Source organism: Enterobacter sp. Crenshaw (assembly GCF_024734705.1).
Lineage (GTDB): Bacteria > Pseudomonadota > Gammaproteobacteria > Enterobacterales > Enterobacteriaceae > Enterobacter > Enterobacter asburiae_B.
The window spans coordinates 2,874,018-2,891,737 of record NZ_CP102932.1 but is presented as its reverse complement, the minus strand read 5'-3'; the positions used below and the strand labels follow the sequence as shown (position 1 = coordinate 2,891,737).

The window sequence follows — 17,720 nt, the reverse complement described above, 5'->3', positions numbered from 1 at the left end:
AAATTTTACTGACAACAAACAGTTACCGTCATTATGCAATTTAATATCCCTACGTTGCTCACTCTCTTCCGTGTCGTACTCATCCCGTTCTTTGTACTGGCATTTTACCTGCCGGTCGTCTGGGCACCTTTCGCCTGCGCATTGATCTTCCTTATCGCAGCGGTCACCGACTGGTTTGATGGCTATCTGGCGCGCCGCTGGAATCAAAGCACCCGTTTCGGTGCCTTCCTCGATCCGGTGGCAGACAAAGTGATGGTCGCTATCGCCATGGTGCTGGTAGCCGAGCACTATCATACCTGGTGGGTGACGCTGCCCGCAGCAACCATGATCGGCCGCGAGATCATTATCTCTGCGCTGCGCGAATGGATGGCGGAACTGGGCAAACGCAGCAGCGTGGCGGTCTCGTGGATTGGTAAAGTCAAAACGACGGCGCAGATGGCGGCGCTGGTCTGGATGCTCTGGCGTCCGAACGCCTGGGTTGAATGGGCGGGAATTGGTCTGCTGTGGGTGGCGGCAGTGCTGACGCTGTGGTCCATGCTGCAATATTTGAACGCTGCGCGCGGGGATTTGCTTGATCAGTGATCGTTTCGCCGTAATTTTCAGCAAACGATCCAGGGATGCAAAAAATAACGTTGACTCATAACGTCATATCAGTAGAATGCAACGCATCGAACGGCGGCACAGCAAGCCGGACGATAATGAAATCAAGTGGTTAGATGTTTACTTGATGACATGCGGGAATAGCTCAGTTGGTAGAGCACGACCTTGCCAAGGTCGGGGTCGCGAGTTCGAGTCTCGTTTCCCGCTCCAGATTAAAGACATGCGCAGTAGCGGGTGTCAGTTTGAAAAGTTTTACGGCGCGTTAGCAAAGCGGTTATGTAGCGGATTGCAAATCCGTCTAGTCCGGTTCGACTCCGGAACGCGCCTCCACTTTCTTCCCTGGCCGGATGGTGGAATCGGTAGACACAAGGGATTTAAAATCCCTCGGCGTTCGCGCTGTGTGGGTTCAAGTCCCACTCCGGCTACCATGGGAAACAAAGAATAATCAAAGCAATAAGCAGTGTCGTGAAACCACCGAAAGGTGGTTTTTTTGTGTCTGTAATTCTTGTTCACTTTTTTCGTCAGCTTGACTCGCCACAGGAAAAGGACAATATCGTCCCGTACACCCTACATCAACCATATTTCCTTTTTTATTATATAGATAGTCATGTTTAAAGACGGTTGTGTTTTAGTCAAGCACCTTCCAGTTTCGAATGAAATACGGTTCGCATAAATTGACGCAAATCAAACTGATTTAAGTTAATGCATTTTTAATATTAATTAATTCGCGCTAAAAAATAATAGTGATGTATCTTAGCCATATCGAGAAGACGTTTAATTTGATAATTGCTGGTGGTCATTCGCTATATTGTCGGACAAAACCGTCAGTCTTATGTTCACGGGGTTAAGTCCTGCAAGGAATGTCTTTACCAGAAACACACCTATCTCAGTTAACAAAATGTATATTTTACAATAACAAGAAGCCGTATCCCTGTCGGGAGAGACACTAGATTTTATAAGAATTGGATAATTAAAAATGAAAAAAATAATGATAGCTGCTTTTTTATCAGTAGTGATGACGGGATGTGCTAATAATCCTAACGCCTCTGACTATGAATTATGTCAGGCTATGAGCGGTGACACGTTCACCAGTGGGTCGGAAGCGGCTCAAATGATGCAAGCCAGAATACAGGCGGGCACTTCTACGGTCAGTGCGGCAGATTGTGCGGCTATTGCACAAAATACGGCAGCTGGATGGCAACAAAAGGCGGCTAACCTGAATGCAGCTAGCGCTGCATATAATCAAAGTATTCAACCTAAACCTACCCTGGAAACTAATTGTAATCCGACTATAAACGGCGGTTTTACCTGTACGCAGCAATAATGAGTCCTTATAGCTTAACTTTGTGATAAAACGCATTATTCACTATCCCCATCGTTCGCGCTGTGTTGGGCCAACTCCCACTACCATGGGAAACAAAGAATAATCAAAGCTATAAGCAGTGTCGTGAAACCACCGAAAGGTGGTTTTTTTGTGCCTGAAATCTGCCAGTCACACCCCGCCCAGATACGCCTTCCTCACCTCCTGATTTCCCAGCAGCTCCTCGCCGCTGCCGCTCAACCGGATCTGTCCGTTAACCATCACATACCCGCGGTCAGAAAGCTTCAGCGCGTGATGCGCATTCTGCTCCACCAGAAAGATGGTCATGCCGTTGCGGGCCAGCTCGCGCAGCGTCTGGAAGATCTGTTTCACCACAATCGGCGCCAGCCCGAGGCTCGGTTCATCCAGCAGCAGCAGCTTCGGACGGCTCATCAGCGCCCGGGCGATCGCCAGCATCTGCTGCTCTCCGCCGGACATGGTCATCGCGCGCTGCTTGCGTCGCTCCTTGAGGCGAGGGAAGAGGTCGAACATGGTTTGCATATCCTCAGCGGCAAACTGGCTGCCGATGGGGATGGTTCCCATCAGCAGGTTCTCTTCAACGGTCATATCCGGGAAGATTCGTCTGCCTTCCGGCGCCTGCGCAATGCCGCCGGACGCGACGTAGTGGGTGGATTTATGGCTGATATCTTCGCCGCCGAAAAGGATCTGTCCGCTGCGAATACGGGGCTGGCCAAAGATGGACATCAGCAATGTCGATTTACCCGCGCCGTTTGCGCCAATCAGCGCCACGGTTTCACCCTTATTGACCTCGAGGGAAACCTGTTTAAGCGCCTGAATGACGCCGTAAAACACATCCACCTCGCGAAATGCCAGCAGCGGTTCGCTCATAGATTGACCTCGCTTTCATCCGTACCCAGGTAGGCGGCAATGACCTTTTCATCATGCTGGATCTGCTCGGGTTTTCCCCTGGCAATAACATCCCCGTGGTCGAGTACGATAATGTCGTCCGAAATCTCCATCACCATCCCCATATCATGCTCAATCAGCAATACCGTGATGTCATGATGATCCCGCAGAAAGCGAATAATGCTGCTGAGCTTATGCGTTTCAACCGGGTTAAGCCCGGCGGCGGGTTCATCCAGACAGATCATTTCCGGGCCGGTGCACATTGCTCGCGCAATTTCCAGACGCCGCTGCTGGCCGTACGACATCTCTCCCGCCAGACGATTGGCGCACTCCACCAGATCCACCACTTCCAGCCAGTAGAAGGCCCTGTCCAGGGCGTCGCTTTCCGCGCGCCGGTATGCCGGCGTATTTAAGATCCCGGCGAGCAGATTGCGGTTAACGCGCATATGCTGCGCAACCAGCAGGTTTTCCACGACAGACATCTCGCGAAAAAGACGGATATTTTGAAACGTGCGGGCCAGCCCTGCGCGGTTGACCAGATGCGTTCCGCCAAACATTTTGTAGAACAGACGCTGCCCGAACTGCGCGGGGTTAATCCAGTCACCCGGCTGGAATTTTTGTCCGAGCACCTGAATAACGTTGGTCGTTCTATGGCGGGTATTAAATAAAATGTTGCCGCCGGAGGCCCTGTAGAAGCCCGTCAGACAGTTAAACACGGTTGTTTTTCCCGCCCCGTTTGGCCCAATAAGGGCGGTAATTGAGCCACGCTGTACGTCCAGGTTGACGTCGTTTAGCGCCTTAATTCCGCCGAAGTGCATCATCAGATGTTCAACGCGTAATATCGTTCCGTTCATGGTGCGACACCCTTACGCACGGCGAACCCGCTGCGGTTAATGCGGATCAAACCGCGCGGACGCCAGATCATCATCACCACCATGAGCATGCCAAACAGCAGGACGCGGTACTCGGCAAAACTGCGCAGCAGTTCCGGCGTTACGGTGAGCACAAAAGCGGCCAGCACTACGCCAAGCGTCGAGCCCATCCCGCCCAGGACCACGATAGCGAGGATCAGCGCCGATTCAAAGAACGTGAAGGAGGTCGGGTTCACGAACCCCTGATAGGTGGCGAAGAACACCCCGGCAATGCCCGCGGTCGATGCGCCCAGCGTAAAGGCCGACAGCTTAACCAGAACATGATTTAACCCCATCGAGCGGCACGCTATTTCGTCTTCACGCAGCGCTTCCCACGCCCGACCAATCGGCATCCGCGTCAGGCGGTGCTTGATGTAGAGCACCAGCATCACCACCAGGAACAGAACCGCGTAGATAAAAATAAACTTCATGTTCGGGTTGTAGGTCAGGTGGAAAAATTCGTGGAAGGGCACGCCGCCTTCTTTCGCGCGTCGACCAAATTCCAGACCGAAAAAGGTGGGGGGAGGGGCCGACACGCCGTTTGGTCCGCCGGTGAAGGTCAGCCAGTTGTTCAGTATCAGGCGAATAATCTCCCCGAACCCGAGGGTGACGATGGCCAGATAGTCACCGTGCATGCGCAGCACCGGGAAACCGAGCAGGGCGCCTGCGGCGGCGGCCATGATTGCCGCCAGCGGCAGCATGCTCCAGAAACCTAAGCCGAGATACTGGTATCCCAGCGCCAGACCGTACGCCCCAATTGCGTAGAACGCGACATATCCCAGATCCAGCAGGCCGGCCAGACCCACGACGATATTCAGCCCCAGACCGAGAAGCACGTAGATCAGCCCGAGAATGGCGACGGTCAGCACATATTTCGTGGCGACAAACGGAAAGCAAATCGCAAGAGCAATTACCAGAGGAATAATCCAGCGCATGCGGCTTTTGTATTCCGGTGGCCGGACATATACGCCCGCGCTATCGGCTTCGAAGCGTGCCTGGAAACGGACGCCCGCGGCGGTACCTAAAAAGGCGCTCAACAGAAAACGCCCGAGCATGACGATGCCGACCATCCAGGCTAGCCGTTGCCCGGCGAAGTTAAAGCTGTAACCGTCTAGCACCACGCCCGCAATGGGGCCGAAAATAATCAGCGCAATCAGCCCGGAAAAAATCGCGTCCAGCATGCAGCGTTTAAGTGAAAAACCGTGTGATGTCATCATTCTCTTCCTCACACTTTGGCCACAAACGGGCGCCCAAGAAGGCCCTGGGGGCGGAAAATCAGGATCATGACCAGCAGGCCGAACGAAAAGACATCTTTATAGTCCGAGTTCACCATGCCCGAGAACTGGGCTTCCGCCACGCCCAGGATAAGGCCACCGAGCATCGCGCCAGGGAGGGAGCCGATGCCGCCGAGTACCGCCGCGGTAAAGGCTTTAATGCCGATCACGAACCCGACGTAGAAATCAAAGGTGCCGTAATTCATGGTGATCAGCACGCCTGCCAGACCGGCCATCGCCGCGCCGATCACAAAGACCAGCGAAATAATCCGGTCGGTGTTAATGCCCAGAATGGAGGCCATCTTACGATCCTGCTGTACCGCGCGGCACATCCGGCCCAGCCGGGTATGGTTGATAATCCAGGTGAGCACCAGCATGCCGGCAAACGAGGCAACCAGAATAAACACTTTGGTGTAGGTTATCTGTACGAACCCGTCGCCCAGATGCAGGCGAATCACGCCGTCCAGCATGGTCGGCACCCCTTGCTGACGCGGACCCTGGCTCAGCTGCGCGTAGTTTTGCAGGATAAGCGACATCCCGATGGCGGAGATCAGCGGCGCCAGGCGCGTGGAGTTGCGCAGCGGCTTGTAGGCGATACGCTCGATGGTCCAGCCGTACACCCCGGTTACCACGATGGTGAACACCAGCGTCCCGAGGATCAGCAGCGGGAACGACTGCAGACCGAAGAACGAGAGCAGCGCCAGGCCGATGGCGCAGAGATAGGCGGAAATCATATACACTTCGCCGTGGGCGAAATTGATCATCCCGATAATGCCGTACACCATGGTGTAGCCGATGGCGATTAAACCGTAGACGGAGCCCAGCGTTAAGCCATTGATTAACTGTTGCAGGAAGAATGTACTCATCTTAGCGCGCTCGTTTTATAGGCTGCGCGATGCGCGCAGCCTGATGTTTATTACGCGCCGACGGGCAGGCCCGCCGACGTTGAGCGTGACTCCGTCCCGTTACTGCACTTCCTTATATTTGCCTTTGTCGTCCCACTGGTAAACCACGTAGTCAGACACTTTCAGATCGCCTTTGCTGTCCCAGGCTTTTTTGCCCATCACCGTGTCGACGGAATTGGCTTTAAGCCACTCGCTGGCTTTGGCGGAGTCCTTGCCGCCGGTGGCCTTGAAGGCTGCGGCAATGGCCTGTACGGAGGCATAGGAGTAAAGGGTGTAACCTTCCGGCTCGAATTTACCGGCGCGGAATTTCTCGATAACCGCTTTACCGTCCGGGATAAGGCGCGGATCTTTACCGAAGGTCATGTAAATGCCGTTGGTGTATTGCGGGCCACCCGCGGCGGTCACCATCTCTTCGTTGACAATACAGTCGCCGGAGAAGAATTTCGCCTGCACGCCCTGTTCACGCATCTGGCGAACCAGCGGACCGGCTTCCGGGTGACAGCCACCGAAGAACACGACGTCCGGTTTTTGCGCGCCGATCTTGGTCACCAGCGCGTTAAAGTCTTTCTCACCGCGAGATAACCCCTCATACATCACATCCTGAACCCCGCGTTTCGCCAGCGCCGCTTTGGTGGCGTCAGCCAGACCCTGACCATAGGTGTCTTTATCGTGAATAATCACCACGCGCTTGGCTTTCAGCTTGTCGATGATGAAGTCGCTGGCAACCTGACCCTGCTGGTCATCGCGTCCGCACATGCGGAACATGTCGCTCATGCCGCGTTCGGTGATCAGCGGGTTAGTTGAGCCGGGGGTAATCGCAATAATGCCCGCGTCGCTATACACCTCGGAGGCGGGCATTGTGGAAGAGGAGCAGAAATGGCCGACCACGGCGTTGACTTTATCCTGGTCAACTAAACGGTTGGCGACGGCCACGGCCTGCTTGGGCTCGCAGGCATCATCCCCCTGAACCAGTTTGATCTTCTCGCCGTTAATGCCGCCTGCGGCATTAATGTCTTCAGCGGCCTGCGTTGCGCCGTGCCAGTACTGATCGCCATAGGTGGCATTCGGACCCGTGAACGGCCCGGCCACGCCAATCACAATATCTGCCCGGGCGGAAAACGCCGTCACCAGGCAACCGGCCAACACAAGAGAAAGAGGAGTTCTGATTAATTTCAGCGACATTATTATGTTCCTTAGCAAAGAGGTTTTTGCACCACGGCGTAAACCCGAACGCCCGACGGCGCAGCCAATCCGAAACACGAGCAAGAACAAAATGCACTAAACGAACAAGATACAGACGGCATCCTGCATATTACGGCGAGATTTCCCTGCGCAGAGGCGCGCGAAGAACGTTAAGCAAAAACGTTGCCAGAATGGTTAACCCATTGACGGGCATGCGACATGTTTGAGTATAGAGCGCCGCGTTATGCCGCCTTGCGGGAGGAGAAGAAATTACAGCGGAGATCACATATCGTTAACAATAAAGCCCATAAGTTGTGCAAAGGTCACGGTTTGCACGTTTTTGCAGCAATAAAGACCTAAACTTCAGCCCGGAGAGGCGTGAGATATGTGTTAGGATCGTTTCCTTTTGCAGGAGTGTCAGCGATGACTGAAGGCCCATTGAATGAAAGCGAAATGGCGTGGCTTGAAGAGACGTTAATGTCTTACGGTCATGATGACGCGTCCGTGATTGACGTGTCCGAACTGGACGGCATGCTTACCGCAGTGCTTTCCGGTCCTGTTGTCGTTGAGCCAGACGCCTGGCTGGTGGCGGTGTGGGGCGGCGAGAAGTACATTCCGCGCTGGAAAAACGATCGTGAGATGAACCGTTTTATCGATCTCTGCTTTAAGCATATGAACGATATTGCCGAGCGCCTGAGCGAGTACCCGGATCAGTTTGAACCGATGTTTGGTTATAACGACGCGGACGGTGAGAGCTATACCGTGGTGGAAGAGTGGTGCTATGGCTATATGCGCGGCGTGGCGCTGACGGACTGGTCAACCTTGCCGGAAGCCCTGAAGGCCGATCTTGACGTGATTGCGCTGCACGGGACGGAAGAGAACAGCGAAAAGCTGGATGAACTGTCCGAAGAGGAGTATATCGCCAGCATCGAAAGCATCCAGCCTGCGGCACTGCGTTTATATCAATACTGGGTTAACAACCCGCAGCAGCCGGAAGTGAAGAAGCCGACGGTGAACGGCACGAAGGTCGGGCGTAACGATCCGTGTCCTTGCGGCAGCGGGAAGAAGTTTAAGAGCTGCTGTTTGCACTGATACATTTTTGTGGCTTTGGTTCGTTCACCTTAAGACCAGTAGAAAATAATACGTTTTTAACCTGTGACCGAGATAAGGGGCCGTCGAGGCCCCTTATATGGCCAGGCGTATCAGACGTGAATAAGCTCAATGTTATCGTTGCTCACCGAATATCATTGATCTATACGCCTTGAGGTGCTTATTTGTATTCTGATATTGTCATATTTCTTTCTGGTATTTATTTTATCTTTTCATTTAATTCATGAATGTTTATTTTGTGTTTATTTGTGCGTTGAATAAATTAAATCCCTTATCCCTTTTTGCGAAATAATGTTTTAATGAGTGGTCTCCAGGCGTATATTTTGATTAATCTTATCGATTGATCAAAAGGATATTTGACGATGGCAGGACAATCAGACACGCTTCAACAACAGGATACCCTGAATCGTTATTTACTGTATTTCCCACGAAGTAAAACCGTTTCACCGGATGTTCATTCGTTTTGCGGGGAAGAAGAACTCAGTAAGCCCTACCGTTATACCATTCGCTTCACCAGTCCAAATCCGAACGTTGCAGTCAAAGACGTTCTGAACCAGATGGCTGAATTTATTCTGCGCGCGCCTGACCCGAAAGCGAAATCGACCTGGCACAATCAGGAATCCTGGTTGCCGGTACGCCAGATTAATGGCGTGATCACGTCATTTTCCCGTCTGAAGTCGTCCGCTGATGAAGCCCTGTATGAGTGCATGCTGGAGCATGAACTGGCGCTGCTGGATCAGAACTACCGTTCGGCCGTGTACATGGACATGACAGTGCCTGAGCTCGTCACGAAGCTGATGAAGGAGAGCGGGCATTTTCAGGGTTACAACATCGATTTTGACCAACTGAGCCACAACTACCCCAGCCGCGAAATGATTATCCAGTGGAAGGAAACCGATCTCCAGTTTATCCGCCGCCTGCTGGCCGAAGTCGGGATCTGGTTCCGCTTTGAAAATCACGACAAAGTACAAGGTGAAACGGTAGTGATTTTCGGTGACAGTGGTCGCCGCTATGTTTTCAGTAATAAGCAGCTGCCATACGTCCGCCATTCTGGAATGACCAGTCATGAAGAGTACGTAACCGAACTCGAAGAGCAGTACCAGCTCATCCCCGAAAATGTACGGGTCCGTACCTATAACTACCGCGATCCGTTTTCCCCACAGGAGGATAAAACCATTACCGGAAACGACATTCCTGACGGGATAACCAGCGGAAAACAGTACCACTACGCCGATCACTTTCTGGCTGCAGGTGACTTTTACGGCCAGGAGGCAGAAACAGCCTCGTTCTACGCACGCCTGCGTTATGAACGCCTGCTGAACAAACAGAGCGTACTGGGGGTGACAACCAGCGATCCGGAACTGCTGCCGGGCGTGATGTTTCATCCGACAGGGGATATTCCTGCCGGGTTTAAGCCCGGATTTCTTGTGACCACCATGACGCTATCCGGCAGTCGCGCAGAGCACTACCGCGCCATCCTGAAGGGTATCCCTTATCTGAACGGCTACAGCTACCGTCCGGACTCTCTTCCGCGTCCGGTGATAGCCGGTACGGTGCCCGGCCGTGTGGCGGCTATTAATCGCGATCCCACATATGCCGGAGTCGATGCGCAGGGCCGCTACCGCGTGAAGTTTGATTTTGATCTCGATGAAAAACGTGACGGCTTTGAAAGTGCGCTGATGCGTCTGGGCAGGCCGTACGGCGGGGATGTGTTTGGTTTTCACTTCCCGCTGCTGGACGGCACAGAAGTGGCTGTTGCCTTTGAAGGCGGCGATCCGGACAGGCCGTATATCGCGCACGTCATGCATGACGGCAGCCATCCGGATTTGGTCACAAACCGCAACGACACCCGCAACGTGATCCGTACGGCTGCGTCGAACAAGATTCGTCTTGAGGACCGGCGCGGGCAGGAACACATCAAAATTTCCACGGAGCACGGTAAGGGGCAGGTCAGCGTCGGCCACCTGGTGGACGCCGAAGGGAAAAAGCGCGGGGAAGGCGTGGAGGCCCGTACCGATGACTGGATGGCGCTGCGTGCCGCTAAAGGGGTATTACTCACGACAGAGGCCCAGCCGCGCGCGGCAGGCAAACAGCTGGATATGACGGCCGCCATTGCACAACTGGAAAAAGCGCTGTCACTGGCGATGACGCTGCAACAATCAGCGGCGACGGCCGGGGCCGGGAATGTGGAAACCGATCGGCAAAACCAGCTGAGCCAGATGCTGAACAACCTCACTGGTGCGGGTCTGCTGACCTATGCCGAAAAAGGGCAGGCGCATGTCACGCCAGACAGCCTGCAGCTGTCAGCCGGGAAAGACCTGATTGCCACGGCAGGCAGTGATGCCAGCGTGAACGTGGTAAAAAAATTCTCTCTGGCCGTGGGGGAAAAACTCTCGCTGTTCGCCCGCAAGCTCGGCATTCAAATGATTGCCGGTGCCGGTGACATCACGACGCAGGCCCAGCGCGGCGAAATGCACCTGCTTTCGCAGAAGGATTTCACTATGGCGAGTACCGCCGGGAAGATGAACGGCAGCGCTAAAGAGGGGATGCAGTTTGTCTGCGGTGGCGGCGGGATCCGTATCAGCCCTAATGGTCTGGTCACACTCTTCTCACCGACGGGAATCGAACTGAAAGCGCCAAACCTGAAGTATGACGGGCCGGAAAGTGCGCAGGTTACGGTCCCGCCGTTCAATGAGGGTGCGTTTAAACTCCGCTACCAGCTGCACGCCGGAGACGATCCGGAGCAAATTCTCGCGAACAAAAAATTCAGACTGACCAGCTCAGCCGGGAAAGTAGTGGAAGGCGTGACGGACAGCAACGGCCATTCATCGTTGCTCGATGCCGATGACCTGGACACCTACAAAATGGAGTTAATGGAATGACGGTAACCAAACAAAGCCCGTACGTGCCACGGGTGATTTCTGAAGGGGATATCCCGGTACACAAAAGTCTGGGTGAGGCTGCCCAGACGCGCCGCGTAGGTGTACCGCGCCCGATGCCGGGAATTGTGATTCTGGTCCACGGGGTGAATGACGTGGGTGAGGCCTACCAGAATCAGGAGAAAGGCATTCTTGCGGGACTGAGTAAGCGTCTTAATCGTCAGGATTTTTACGCTCATGAGTGGGGGGAGTACAGAATTGCGCACCCCGGCCGCTCACCTGTTATCCCGTTTTACTGGGGGTACAAGCCTGTTACGCATGAAGAATACCGGGCAGACCAGAAGCGGTACCGGGATGAAGTCGGAAAACTTTCTTCCGGTGCCCATCTGCCGTATGACGCCTATCAGGAAGATAACGAGACGAACAAGGCCGCGCGGGGTAATGACGGTAAGGGTTCGTTTAAGTATCAGAATGACAACCTCAAGAATGGTCTTGATTCAAATTTTGCAAAAGGTGGCGGAACGTTCGCGAATGCGACTACCAACATTCCCGATATGCTGGGGCCAGGAGCTGGAGGTGTTGGCGTGGCAGCGGCGGGATTTGCATCACTGCATATGAACGACGGGGATTACACTCACCCCATTTATGAAAACCCGCACCGAATCTATCAGTTTTTTGCTGCCCAGCGTCTGGCAGATTTGATAATTCAGATCCGCCAGCAACAAGAGACGCGTGATGATGTGGTTAATATTGTCGCCCACAGCCAGGGCACGATTATTACTATGCTGGCAAATATACTGGTCAAGCAGGCAGGTTATGACCCGGTTAACTGCGTCATTCTGAATCATTCCCCTTATTCACTGGAGTCCCGCGTTGTTGAAAATATTCAGCCCGGATACCAACAGACGGATGCTGCCAGGCAGAAGACATTCAAAAATTTCTGTAGCCTGATGCATACGCAGTGGAAAGGAGGAGGGATATTAGACGAGGATGAATTACTGGCCCTTGAAGCCTCCTGTACGCTGCGCAAACCCTCTGATAATCCGTTGCGGGCTGATGATCGCTATGGACGTAACAATAACGGTAAAGTGTATAACTACTTCTGTCCAAATGATGGCGTTGTATCGCTGGAAAACGTTCAGGGATTTGGCTGGCGTGGGATCCCTCAGAAAATTGCAGATGGCATTCCTAACCTGTTCCAGCGAGTTTTTTATCAGCACGGCGAAGTAGGGAAAGCACCTGACACTAAACCCTTTGAGTTGCCACAACGAAAAGAAGGTGATGCAAAATATTCGTTTCTCCCGAATGTCAGCTATCGCGCCCATGACGTAGTGGTAAACGGTGAAGAATTGCCGGAGCCCTTTATTTTCAAACTACAGGGTCAGGATAACCATCCGGATAATGACTCTAAAACGAGTGACAAGCCGTATACGTATTATATCGACCCGAACAGCCCGGATGCTTACATCTCCTATTCGGCTAAAGCCAGTGCCATCAAACGCACGGATTCTGCGATGTACATGCTTAACAGTTATCAGCGTATTAGCTGGAAGCCTGGGCATGTTTTAACACCAGATGAGCTGAAGGTGGAAAGCCATGACCGGGAGCATACCGTTATTCACGGGGAAGTTACTGGTTCTAAAGATTATCCTGTGTTGTCCGTTACCTGGATGAAAACCCGTGAAGAACTTGAAAAAGAATGGAAAAAAGCTGACCCGGTAAGCTACAGCCAGCATTCGTCAATTGTCATGAGCGAGTTCGCGCCATCGCACGCGATGGCGTTCGACCTTGCAATTGGTCAGTGTAAGTCGTTTGACTACAAAGCCGGTAAATTCTGGGAAAGCCTGTTGCATCGTGCCGACTGGCGTGATCCGCAGAATGGTTTTCCTGCTGCTAAAGAATATTATCGGACTGGCAAGTTGGATGAACCGCAGACTAAATGGTTTATGAACAAGCCTGATAAAGTGCTGCCTAAAGGGGACTATGGTGTGGAGCATGATTATGCTGGTACCAGACCTCGAGCACGTAATATGAAGGATATTGAGTCGGGAACCGTCAGATCGGAAGATTTTGAGGAAATAAAACTATTGCAATGGGAAATGCCAAAAACCAAATCTGACAGCCAGTTGGGTAAGGATAAGGCATGAAAATATTATGGACCAACTTGGCAAGTGCCGTCATGTTGCTGGCAGTTGCGTGTCAGGCCAAAGAACCGCCAACGCAAATTATTTACCGATTTGATGACCATCGTTATCTGGAGTTGAAAGGCTGGGACTGTGAAGGTGAACTCTGGTACACGGATATAAAACGCGGTATCCATACTGAGCCTGTTAGCCAATATTACAGATTATTTACCCGTAAATTTATCCATCCATCGGAGCGATATATCGCAATCACTGGCTGGGGGGCGGGTGGTTTTATTGTGTCTAAGGATTATGGACAAACCTGGAATTCTGTGCGGTTTGCTCCTGGACCTAATGAACCAAATGGCGATGATTACGCGCCTTATGAGGACGTTCTTTCCTTCTCAGTCGTCAACGATCAGGGATTTTTACAGACGAAACACAGGTTGTATATGTCGTCGAAGCCGTTCGATGACCCTCGTTTATTACCGGGGGGGGCGGGGATTCAATATAAACTTGGCGATGGAACAAAAGGAGATATTAAGGCCGGTTCTGGGGGGTGGGCTTGGGGAATGGTTTATATGACTAAGCAAGGGCTTAAAGGAACAGTTCAGGAACTTCAGTCCAACTGGCAGGATCAGCCGGACAAGGTGCCTGAAATGAAGGGGTACACCGGTTGGGACCATATGCGTTGTGACATGGACGTGGGGAAATAACTCATGAAAGGATTATGTGTAGGGATTATTACTACTGCTGTTTTATTTGCGGCAGCTTGTAAGGCTTCAGAACCGCCAACACAGGTGGTTTACCGATTTGATGACCATCGTTATCTGGAGTTGAAGGGTTGGGACTGTGAAGGTGAACTCTGGTATACGGATATAAAACGCGGTATCCATACTGAGCCTGTTAGCCAATATTACAGATTATTTACCCGTAAATTTATCCATCCATCGGAGCGATATATCGCAATCACTGGCTGGGGGGCGGGTGGTTTTATTGTGTCTAAAGATTATGGACAAACCTGGAGTTCTGTGCGGTTTGCCCCTGGACCTAATGAACCAAATGGCGATGATTACGCGCCTTATGAGGACGTTCTTTCTTTCACCGTCGTCAACGATCAAGGATTTTTACAGACCAAACACAGGCTGTATATGTCATCCAAACCATTTGAAGATCATCGTGTATTAGCTGGTGGTCCGGGGATTCCCTATAAACTGGATGATGGAACAGAGCAAGTATTGGAGGCTCGCTCACCTGGTTGGGCTTGGGGGATGGTCTACATGACTAAACAGCTATTGGAACATAGTACGCAGCAGTATAAGACAAACTGGCAGAGCTTACCCGACAAAGTACCGGAGGTGAAAGGTTATACCGGCTGGGACCATATGCGTTGTGACATGGACGTGGGGAAATAACTCATGAAAGGATTATGTGTAGGGATTATTACTATTGCTGTTTTATTTGCGGCGGCTTGTAAGGCTTCGGAACCGCCAACACAGGTGGTTTATCGGTTTGACGATCACCGTTATCTGGAGCTGAAGGGTTGGGACTGCGAAGGTGAGCTCTGGTATACGGATACAAAACAAGGCGTTCACTCGCAAATCGCCAGCCAGTTCTATCGAATTTTCACGAAAAGATTCGTACATCCTTCCGAACGTTATATTGCTATTCCGTGGTGGGGAGAGGTAACTGGGGGATTTTCTGTGTCAAAAGATTATGGACAGACGTGGGAAAGAGGCGGTGCTTCTATGTCTCCAGGTGAGAATGAGCCAGATGGTAGTAATGCTCCTTACTACGATGATGTTCTTTCTTTCACCGTCGTTAACGATCAGGGATTTTTACAGACGAAACACAGGTTGTATATGTCGTCAAAGCCGTTCGATGACCCTCGTTTATTGCCGGGAGGGGCGGGGATTCAATATAAACTTGGCGATGGAACAAAAGGAGATATTAAGCCCGGTTCAGGGGGGTGGGCTTGGGGAATGGTTTATATGACTAAGCAAGGGCTTAAAGGAATAGTTCAGGAACTTCAGTCCAGCTGGCAGGATCAGCCGGACAAGGTGCCTGAAGTAAAAAGCTACACCGGTTGGGATCATATGCAGTGCAACATGGATGAAGGTCGTTAGTTATGAATATATTAAGAATGATTTTTGTTGTTTTCTTTGCTTTTAATTTAACTGGTTGTTTTACAATTAGCTTATCAAATACCATTAAATATAGTGAATATAGCACAGAAAAAGTCTTATCCGATACGATAACTGATGTTTATATTGATAAAAACTCCCCTTATTCTATTCAACTGGGTGGGGTGAATAGCTCTTTTCTGGTATTGATGATTCGGATGGGTTGAAAAAAATTCTATCTTCATCTTTGATGAATGTTGATAACTTATCATTAAGGCAAAATGGTGAGTTTAGTTTGTTTGATGAAGGTGATTATACAAAAGTTTATGGGAAAGTAGATTTTGTTTATTCATTTAAAAACTTAGATAAAGCTAATGAATTGCTTTCTAACACAAAATGCCAATTAAATGAGATGAATGAATGTGTTTTTGAGATCAGTGAGTTATCTGGCGATTACAATCAGAAGCCTGTGAGAGTTGAAGAACAAAATATTATCCACTTACAAAAACCAGTAATATTGGCTATGAAAAGTATACTGAGCACACGCCTCTCAGCTCTTATGCTTTAATGTTGCTTTATCCTGTGACTATTCTCCTTGATGCTGTGACCATTCCAGTGCAGATTTTCATCATTCCATTTGGGATGGGTACTGTAGGTAAATAAGGACATAACCATGAACGGCGTAATTCGACTCAATGACCCGCTGGTGAGCGGTGGAAAAGTGATTAAAGCGTCCGGCGCGGACTTTATGGGAAAACCTGTGGCCCTAAAAAACGATCTGGTTATGTGCCCTGAGCACAAAGGAACGTTCCCTATCAACGAATGCCACCCGACCTGGACGATGAACGGCCGCGGCGTGGTCGTGGATGGCTGTAAAGCGGCGTGCGGCTGTGCCATTCGCACCACGCTCCCCACTGCGGGGGCTGTTTGATGAACTGGTGGTTATTCTCAAAGCAGAATGAATTTGACGAGAAATATCCCTATTTGTGGATATGTCTCTTATATGTGGTCGTCGTGGTTATCTGCCTGGCCGTCCGGGCTGTCACCTGGCCAGGTAATAAACATGTCGATCTCGATTTTTTTGCCCAGTCCGTGGTTATTCCAGTTGTTTTTCTGACGGGGTTCGTTCAGGTGTGTTCTATCGGGTATCACGTCATGAGGCATTACATGGAAACGAGGCTGCTGATTGCCGCCCGGCAGGAATACAAGCTTGTCAGCTTCGCCAGGGGGAACATTACCCTTGCAGGCTGGTCGGTACTCACTCCACCAAAGGCAACAAAGGAACTGGCATTGAGAATGCTGAAACTTGAGGGCGAGTTTCCGCTGGCCGCTAAAATGCCGTTGAAAATCGAGCTGGAAGAATCTTTCGATTTCACGAGGGCCGGGCAGGCAATATCCCGCGTTCTGGAGCCCATGGCTGGGAAACTTTCTCGGTACCAGCAGATTGAAGTGCTGGTGTGGGTTCGAGGCGGGGATGAATCCTGTAGCGATGAACTCCGGCGCGTGCTTAAACGTTCTGCGATCGCGACAAAGAAAATCACTTTTTTACCTGAATGCCCGGACTATACGCAAGTCACGGAATGGATAAAGCTGGCGAAAAGCTACGTCGTAGAACGGCTGCTTATCTGTGTCGATCTGTATTCTGACGAAGAAGCGTCTAAACAGATGGAAAATGTTACGGCACTTCTCTTCACGAACGACTACGTCAAAACAGAAGGAGAAAAACCGGTTTATTTTTATCAGCCGATGACGGGTGTCACAGACGTAGAAAGCAAAGTGCCCGTGTACCTGAGGACAGAAACCGTTAGCAAGCCTAAGCAACTCTGGTATACCGGGTTATCCCGCACAGAGAAGTATCCGCTGCTGGAAGTGCTGGATCAGTACAAAGTGGTGCCTGACAGGCTGGAGCTTGAAGCATCGCTCGGTGAGGGCTCTGCCGGTTATCAGTGGCTGATGCTGACGCTGGCCGCTGATGCGGTTATTTACGGGCAGGGCGATCAGCTTGTGGCCGTGTCCGAACAGAACCATTTTGCCATGGCCGCGTTATCCTCCCGGTTAACCTGCCAACCAGATTATCCCGAAGAAAAAAGATATACGTTGCCGTGGGAAGTTGGCGGGATCGGCGGTCTGATGTTCTTTTTTGGATTGATGTTAAGCATTGCCAGCGCTGGTGACGACGGCAAAATGTTATCCGGCTGGTTTATAACTATAATGGCTGTTCTGGTAATAGGTTTATTCATTGGGATGGGGGCATTGTTTACCTGGTATTATGGTGACAAAGCTTATGAGCACATGGGGATGTGATGATGAATGAACCAATGATTTTAACGACAGCATAATGGATGGTTATGATCAGGATATAAGGGATTTTTAAAAGGGGAATCGA

16 protein-coding genes and 3 tRNA genes are annotated in these 17,720 nt (G+C 51.3%); 14 read left to right on the top strand and 5 right to left on the bottom strand.

Annotation, left to right across the window (positions count from 1 at the left end; genetic code table 11):
- Positions 1–33: 33 nt before the first annotated feature.
- The 5 genes from pgsA (at position 34) to NWV12_RS13840 (ending at position 1,924) form a co-directional block, all read left to right on the top strand.
- Positions 34–582, top strand: coding sequence for a CDP-diacylglycerol--glycerol-3-phosphate 3-phosphatidyltransferase (pgsA, locus tag NWV12_RS13860; protein ID WP_028019572.1), 549 nt, complete (start codon positions 34–36; stop codon positions 580–582).
- A 152-nt stretch (positions 583–734) separates the two neighbouring features.
- A tRNA-Gly gene (locus NWV12_RS13855) sits at positions 735–810 on the top strand.
- A gap of 46 nt (positions 811–856) precedes the next feature.
- Positions 857–930: transfer RNA gene (locus tag NWV12_RS13850), tRNA-Cys, on the top strand.
- Between the two features lie 11 nt (positions 931–941).
- A tRNA-Leu gene (locus NWV12_RS13845) sits at positions 942–1,028 on the top strand.
- Positions 1,029–1,576: 548 nt separating this feature from the next.
- Positions 1,577–1,924 carry a hypothetical protein gene (locus NWV12_RS13840; protein WP_139153138.1) on the top strand — a complete coding sequence of 116 codons (348 nt, stop codon included), beginning with the start codon at positions 1,577–1,579 and terminating at the stop codon, positions 1,922–1,924.
- Between the two features lie 168 nt (positions 1,925–2,092).
- Here NWV12_RS13840 and NWV12_RS13835 read toward each other — a convergent pair whose 3' ends face one another.
- The 5 genes from NWV12_RS13835 to NWV12_RS13815 form a co-directional block, all read right to left on the bottom strand.
- Positions 2,093–2,809: an ABC transporter ATP-binding protein gene (locus tag NWV12_RS13835; protein ID WP_033145889.1), complete on the bottom strand. Its 717-nt coding sequence runs from the start codon at positions 2,807–2,809 to the stop codon at positions 2,093–2,095.
- Positions 2,806–3,681, bottom strand: a complete 876-nt coding sequence (locus NWV12_RS13830; RefSeq protein WP_048980134.1) for an ATP-binding cassette domain-containing protein — start codon at positions 3,679–3,681, stop codon at positions 2,806–2,808. Before NWV12_RS13830 ends, NWV12_RS13835 begins: the two co-directional genes overlap by 4 nt.
- Positions 3,678–4,952, bottom strand: coding sequence for a high-affinity branched-chain amino acid ABC transporter permease LivM (gene livM / locus NWV12_RS13825; protein ID WP_048980136.1), 1,275 nt, complete (start codon positions 4,950–4,952; stop codon positions 3,678–3,680). The genes NWV12_RS13830 and livM overlap by 4 nt, the downstream gene beginning before the upstream one ends.
- Before the next feature lie 11 nt (positions 4,953–4,963).
- Positions 4,964–5,878, bottom strand: coding sequence for a branched-chain amino acid ABC transporter permease (locus tag NWV12_RS13820; RefSeq protein WP_033145886.1), 915 nt, complete (start codon positions 5,876–5,878; stop codon positions 4,964–4,966).
- A gap of 99 nt (positions 5,879–5,977) precedes the next feature.
- On the bottom strand, positions 5,978–7,099 hold the full coding sequence (locus NWV12_RS13815) for a branched-chain amino acid ABC transporter substrate-binding protein (protein ID WP_033145885.1): 1,122 nt from the start codon (positions 7,097–7,099) through the stop codon (positions 5,978–5,980).
- Between the two features lie 423 nt (positions 7,100–7,522).
- Between NWV12_RS13815 and NWV12_RS13810 the strand changes: the two genes are divergently transcribed.
- The 9 genes from NWV12_RS13810 (at position 7,523) to NWV12_RS13770 (ending at position 17,638) form a co-directional block, all read left to right on the top strand.
- The gene (locus NWV12_RS13810) at positions 7,523–8,191 is read left to right on the top strand and encodes a YecA family protein (protein ID WP_048980138.1); all 669 of its coding nucleotides are present in this window, start codon (positions 7,523–7,525) and stop codon (positions 8,189–8,191) included.
- A gap of 380 nt (positions 8,192–8,571) precedes the next feature.
- Positions 8,572–11,091: a type VI secretion system Vgr family protein gene (locus tag NWV12_RS13805; RefSeq protein ID WP_101744600.1), complete on the top strand. Its 2,520-nt coding sequence runs from the start codon at positions 8,572–8,574 to the stop codon at positions 11,089–11,091.
- Positions 11,088–13,235 carry a DUF3274 domain-containing protein gene (locus NWV12_RS13800; RefSeq protein ID WP_101744599.1) on the top strand — a complete coding sequence of 716 codons (2,148 nt, stop codon included), beginning with the start codon at positions 11,088–11,090 and terminating at the stop codon, positions 13,233–13,235. The genes NWV12_RS13805 and NWV12_RS13800 overlap by 4 nt, the downstream gene beginning before the upstream one ends.
- Complete coding sequence (locus tag NWV12_RS13795; RefSeq protein ID WP_101744598.1) at positions 13,232–13,927, top strand: hypothetical protein; 696 nt, start codon at positions 13,232–13,234, stop codon at positions 13,925–13,927. The genes NWV12_RS13800 and NWV12_RS13795 overlap by 4 nt, the downstream gene beginning before the upstream one ends.
- 3 nt (positions 13,928–13,930) lie before the next feature.
- Positions 13,931–14,626: a hypothetical protein gene (locus tag NWV12_RS13790; protein WP_101744597.1), complete on the top strand. Its 696-nt coding sequence runs from the start codon at positions 13,931–13,933 to the stop codon at positions 14,624–14,626.
- Between the two features lie 3 nt (positions 14,627–14,629).
- Positions 14,630–15,337 (top strand): hypothetical protein, encoded by a 708-nt coding sequence (locus NWV12_RS13785; protein WP_048979953.1) that lies wholly within the window; start codon positions 14,630–14,632, stop codon positions 15,335–15,337.
- A gap of 220 nt (positions 15,338–15,557) precedes the next feature.
- The gene (locus tag NWV12_RS13780; RefSeq protein ID WP_158641727.1) at positions 15,558–15,902 is read left to right on the top strand and encodes a hypothetical protein; all 345 of its coding nucleotides are present in this window, start codon (positions 15,558–15,560) and stop codon (positions 15,900–15,902) included.
- Positions 15,903–16,007: 105 nt separating this feature from the next.
- Positions 16,008–16,265, top strand: coding sequence for a PAAR domain-containing protein (locus tag NWV12_RS13775; RefSeq protein ID WP_023333978.1), 258 nt, complete (start codon positions 16,008–16,010; stop codon positions 16,263–16,265).
- The gene (locus NWV12_RS13770) at positions 16,265–17,638 is read left to right on the top strand and encodes a hypothetical protein (protein WP_053085579.1); all 1,374 of its coding nucleotides are present in this window, start codon (positions 16,265–16,267) and stop codon (positions 17,636–17,638) included. The genes NWV12_RS13775 and NWV12_RS13770 overlap by 1 nt, the downstream gene beginning before the upstream one ends.
- Positions 17,639–17,720 lie beyond the last annotated feature (82 nt).

Excerpts from the sequence above, each read along its gene's own strand:
- pgsA (WP_028019572.1), top strand. The coding sequence starts at position 34 with ATGCAATTTAATATCCCTACGTTGCTCACTCTCTTCCGTGTCGTACTC.
- NWV12_RS13840 (WP_139153138.1), top strand. The coding sequence starts at position 1,577 with ATGAAAAAAATAATGATAGCTGCTTTTTTATCAGTAGTGATGACGGGA.
- NWV12_RS13835 (WP_033145889.1), bottom strand. The coding sequence starts at position 2,809 with ATGAGCGAACCGCTGCTGGCATTTCGCGAGGTGGATGTGTTTTACGGC.
- NWV12_RS13830 (WP_048980134.1), bottom strand. The coding sequence starts at position 3,681 with ATGAACGGAACGATATTACGCGTTGAACATCTGATGATGCACTTCGGC.
- livM (WP_048980136.1), bottom strand. The coding sequence starts at position 4,952 with ATGACATCACACGGTTTTTCACTTAAACGCTGCATGCTGGACGCGATT.
- NWV12_RS13820 (WP_033145886.1), bottom strand. The coding sequence starts at position 5,878 with ATGAGTACATTCTTCCTGCAACAGTTAATCAATGGCTTAACGCTGGGC.
- NWV12_RS13815 (WP_033145885.1), bottom strand. The coding sequence starts at position 7,099 with ATGTCGCTGAAATTAATCAGAACTCCTCTTTCTCTTGTGTTGGCCGGT.
- NWV12_RS13810 (WP_048980138.1), top strand. The coding sequence starts at position 7,523 with ATGACTGAAGGCCCATTGAATGAAAGCGAAATGGCGTGGCTTGAAGAG.
- NWV12_RS13805 (WP_101744600.1), top strand. The coding sequence starts at position 8,572 with ATGGCAGGACAATCAGACACGCTTCAACAACAGGATACCCTGAATCGT.
- NWV12_RS13800 (WP_101744599.1), top strand. The coding sequence starts at position 11,088 with ATGACGGTAACCAAACAAAGCCCGTACGTGCCACGGGTGATTTCTGAA.
- NWV12_RS13795 (WP_101744598.1), top strand. The coding sequence starts at position 13,232 with ATGAAAATATTATGGACCAACTTGGCAAGTGCCGTCATGTTGCTGGCA.
- NWV12_RS13790 (WP_101744597.1), top strand. The coding sequence starts at position 13,931 with ATGAAAGGATTATGTGTAGGGATTATTACTACTGCTGTTTTATTTGCG.
- NWV12_RS13785 (WP_048979953.1), top strand. The coding sequence starts at position 14,630 with ATGAAAGGATTATGTGTAGGGATTATTACTATTGCTGTTTTATTTGCG.
- NWV12_RS13775 (WP_023333978.1), top strand. The coding sequence starts at position 16,008 with ATGAACGGCGTAATTCGACTCAATGACCCGCTGGTGAGCGGTGGAAAA.
- NWV12_RS13770 (WP_053085579.1), top strand. The coding sequence starts at position 16,265 with ATGAACTGGTGGTTATTCTCAAAGCAGAATGAATTTGACGAGAAATAT.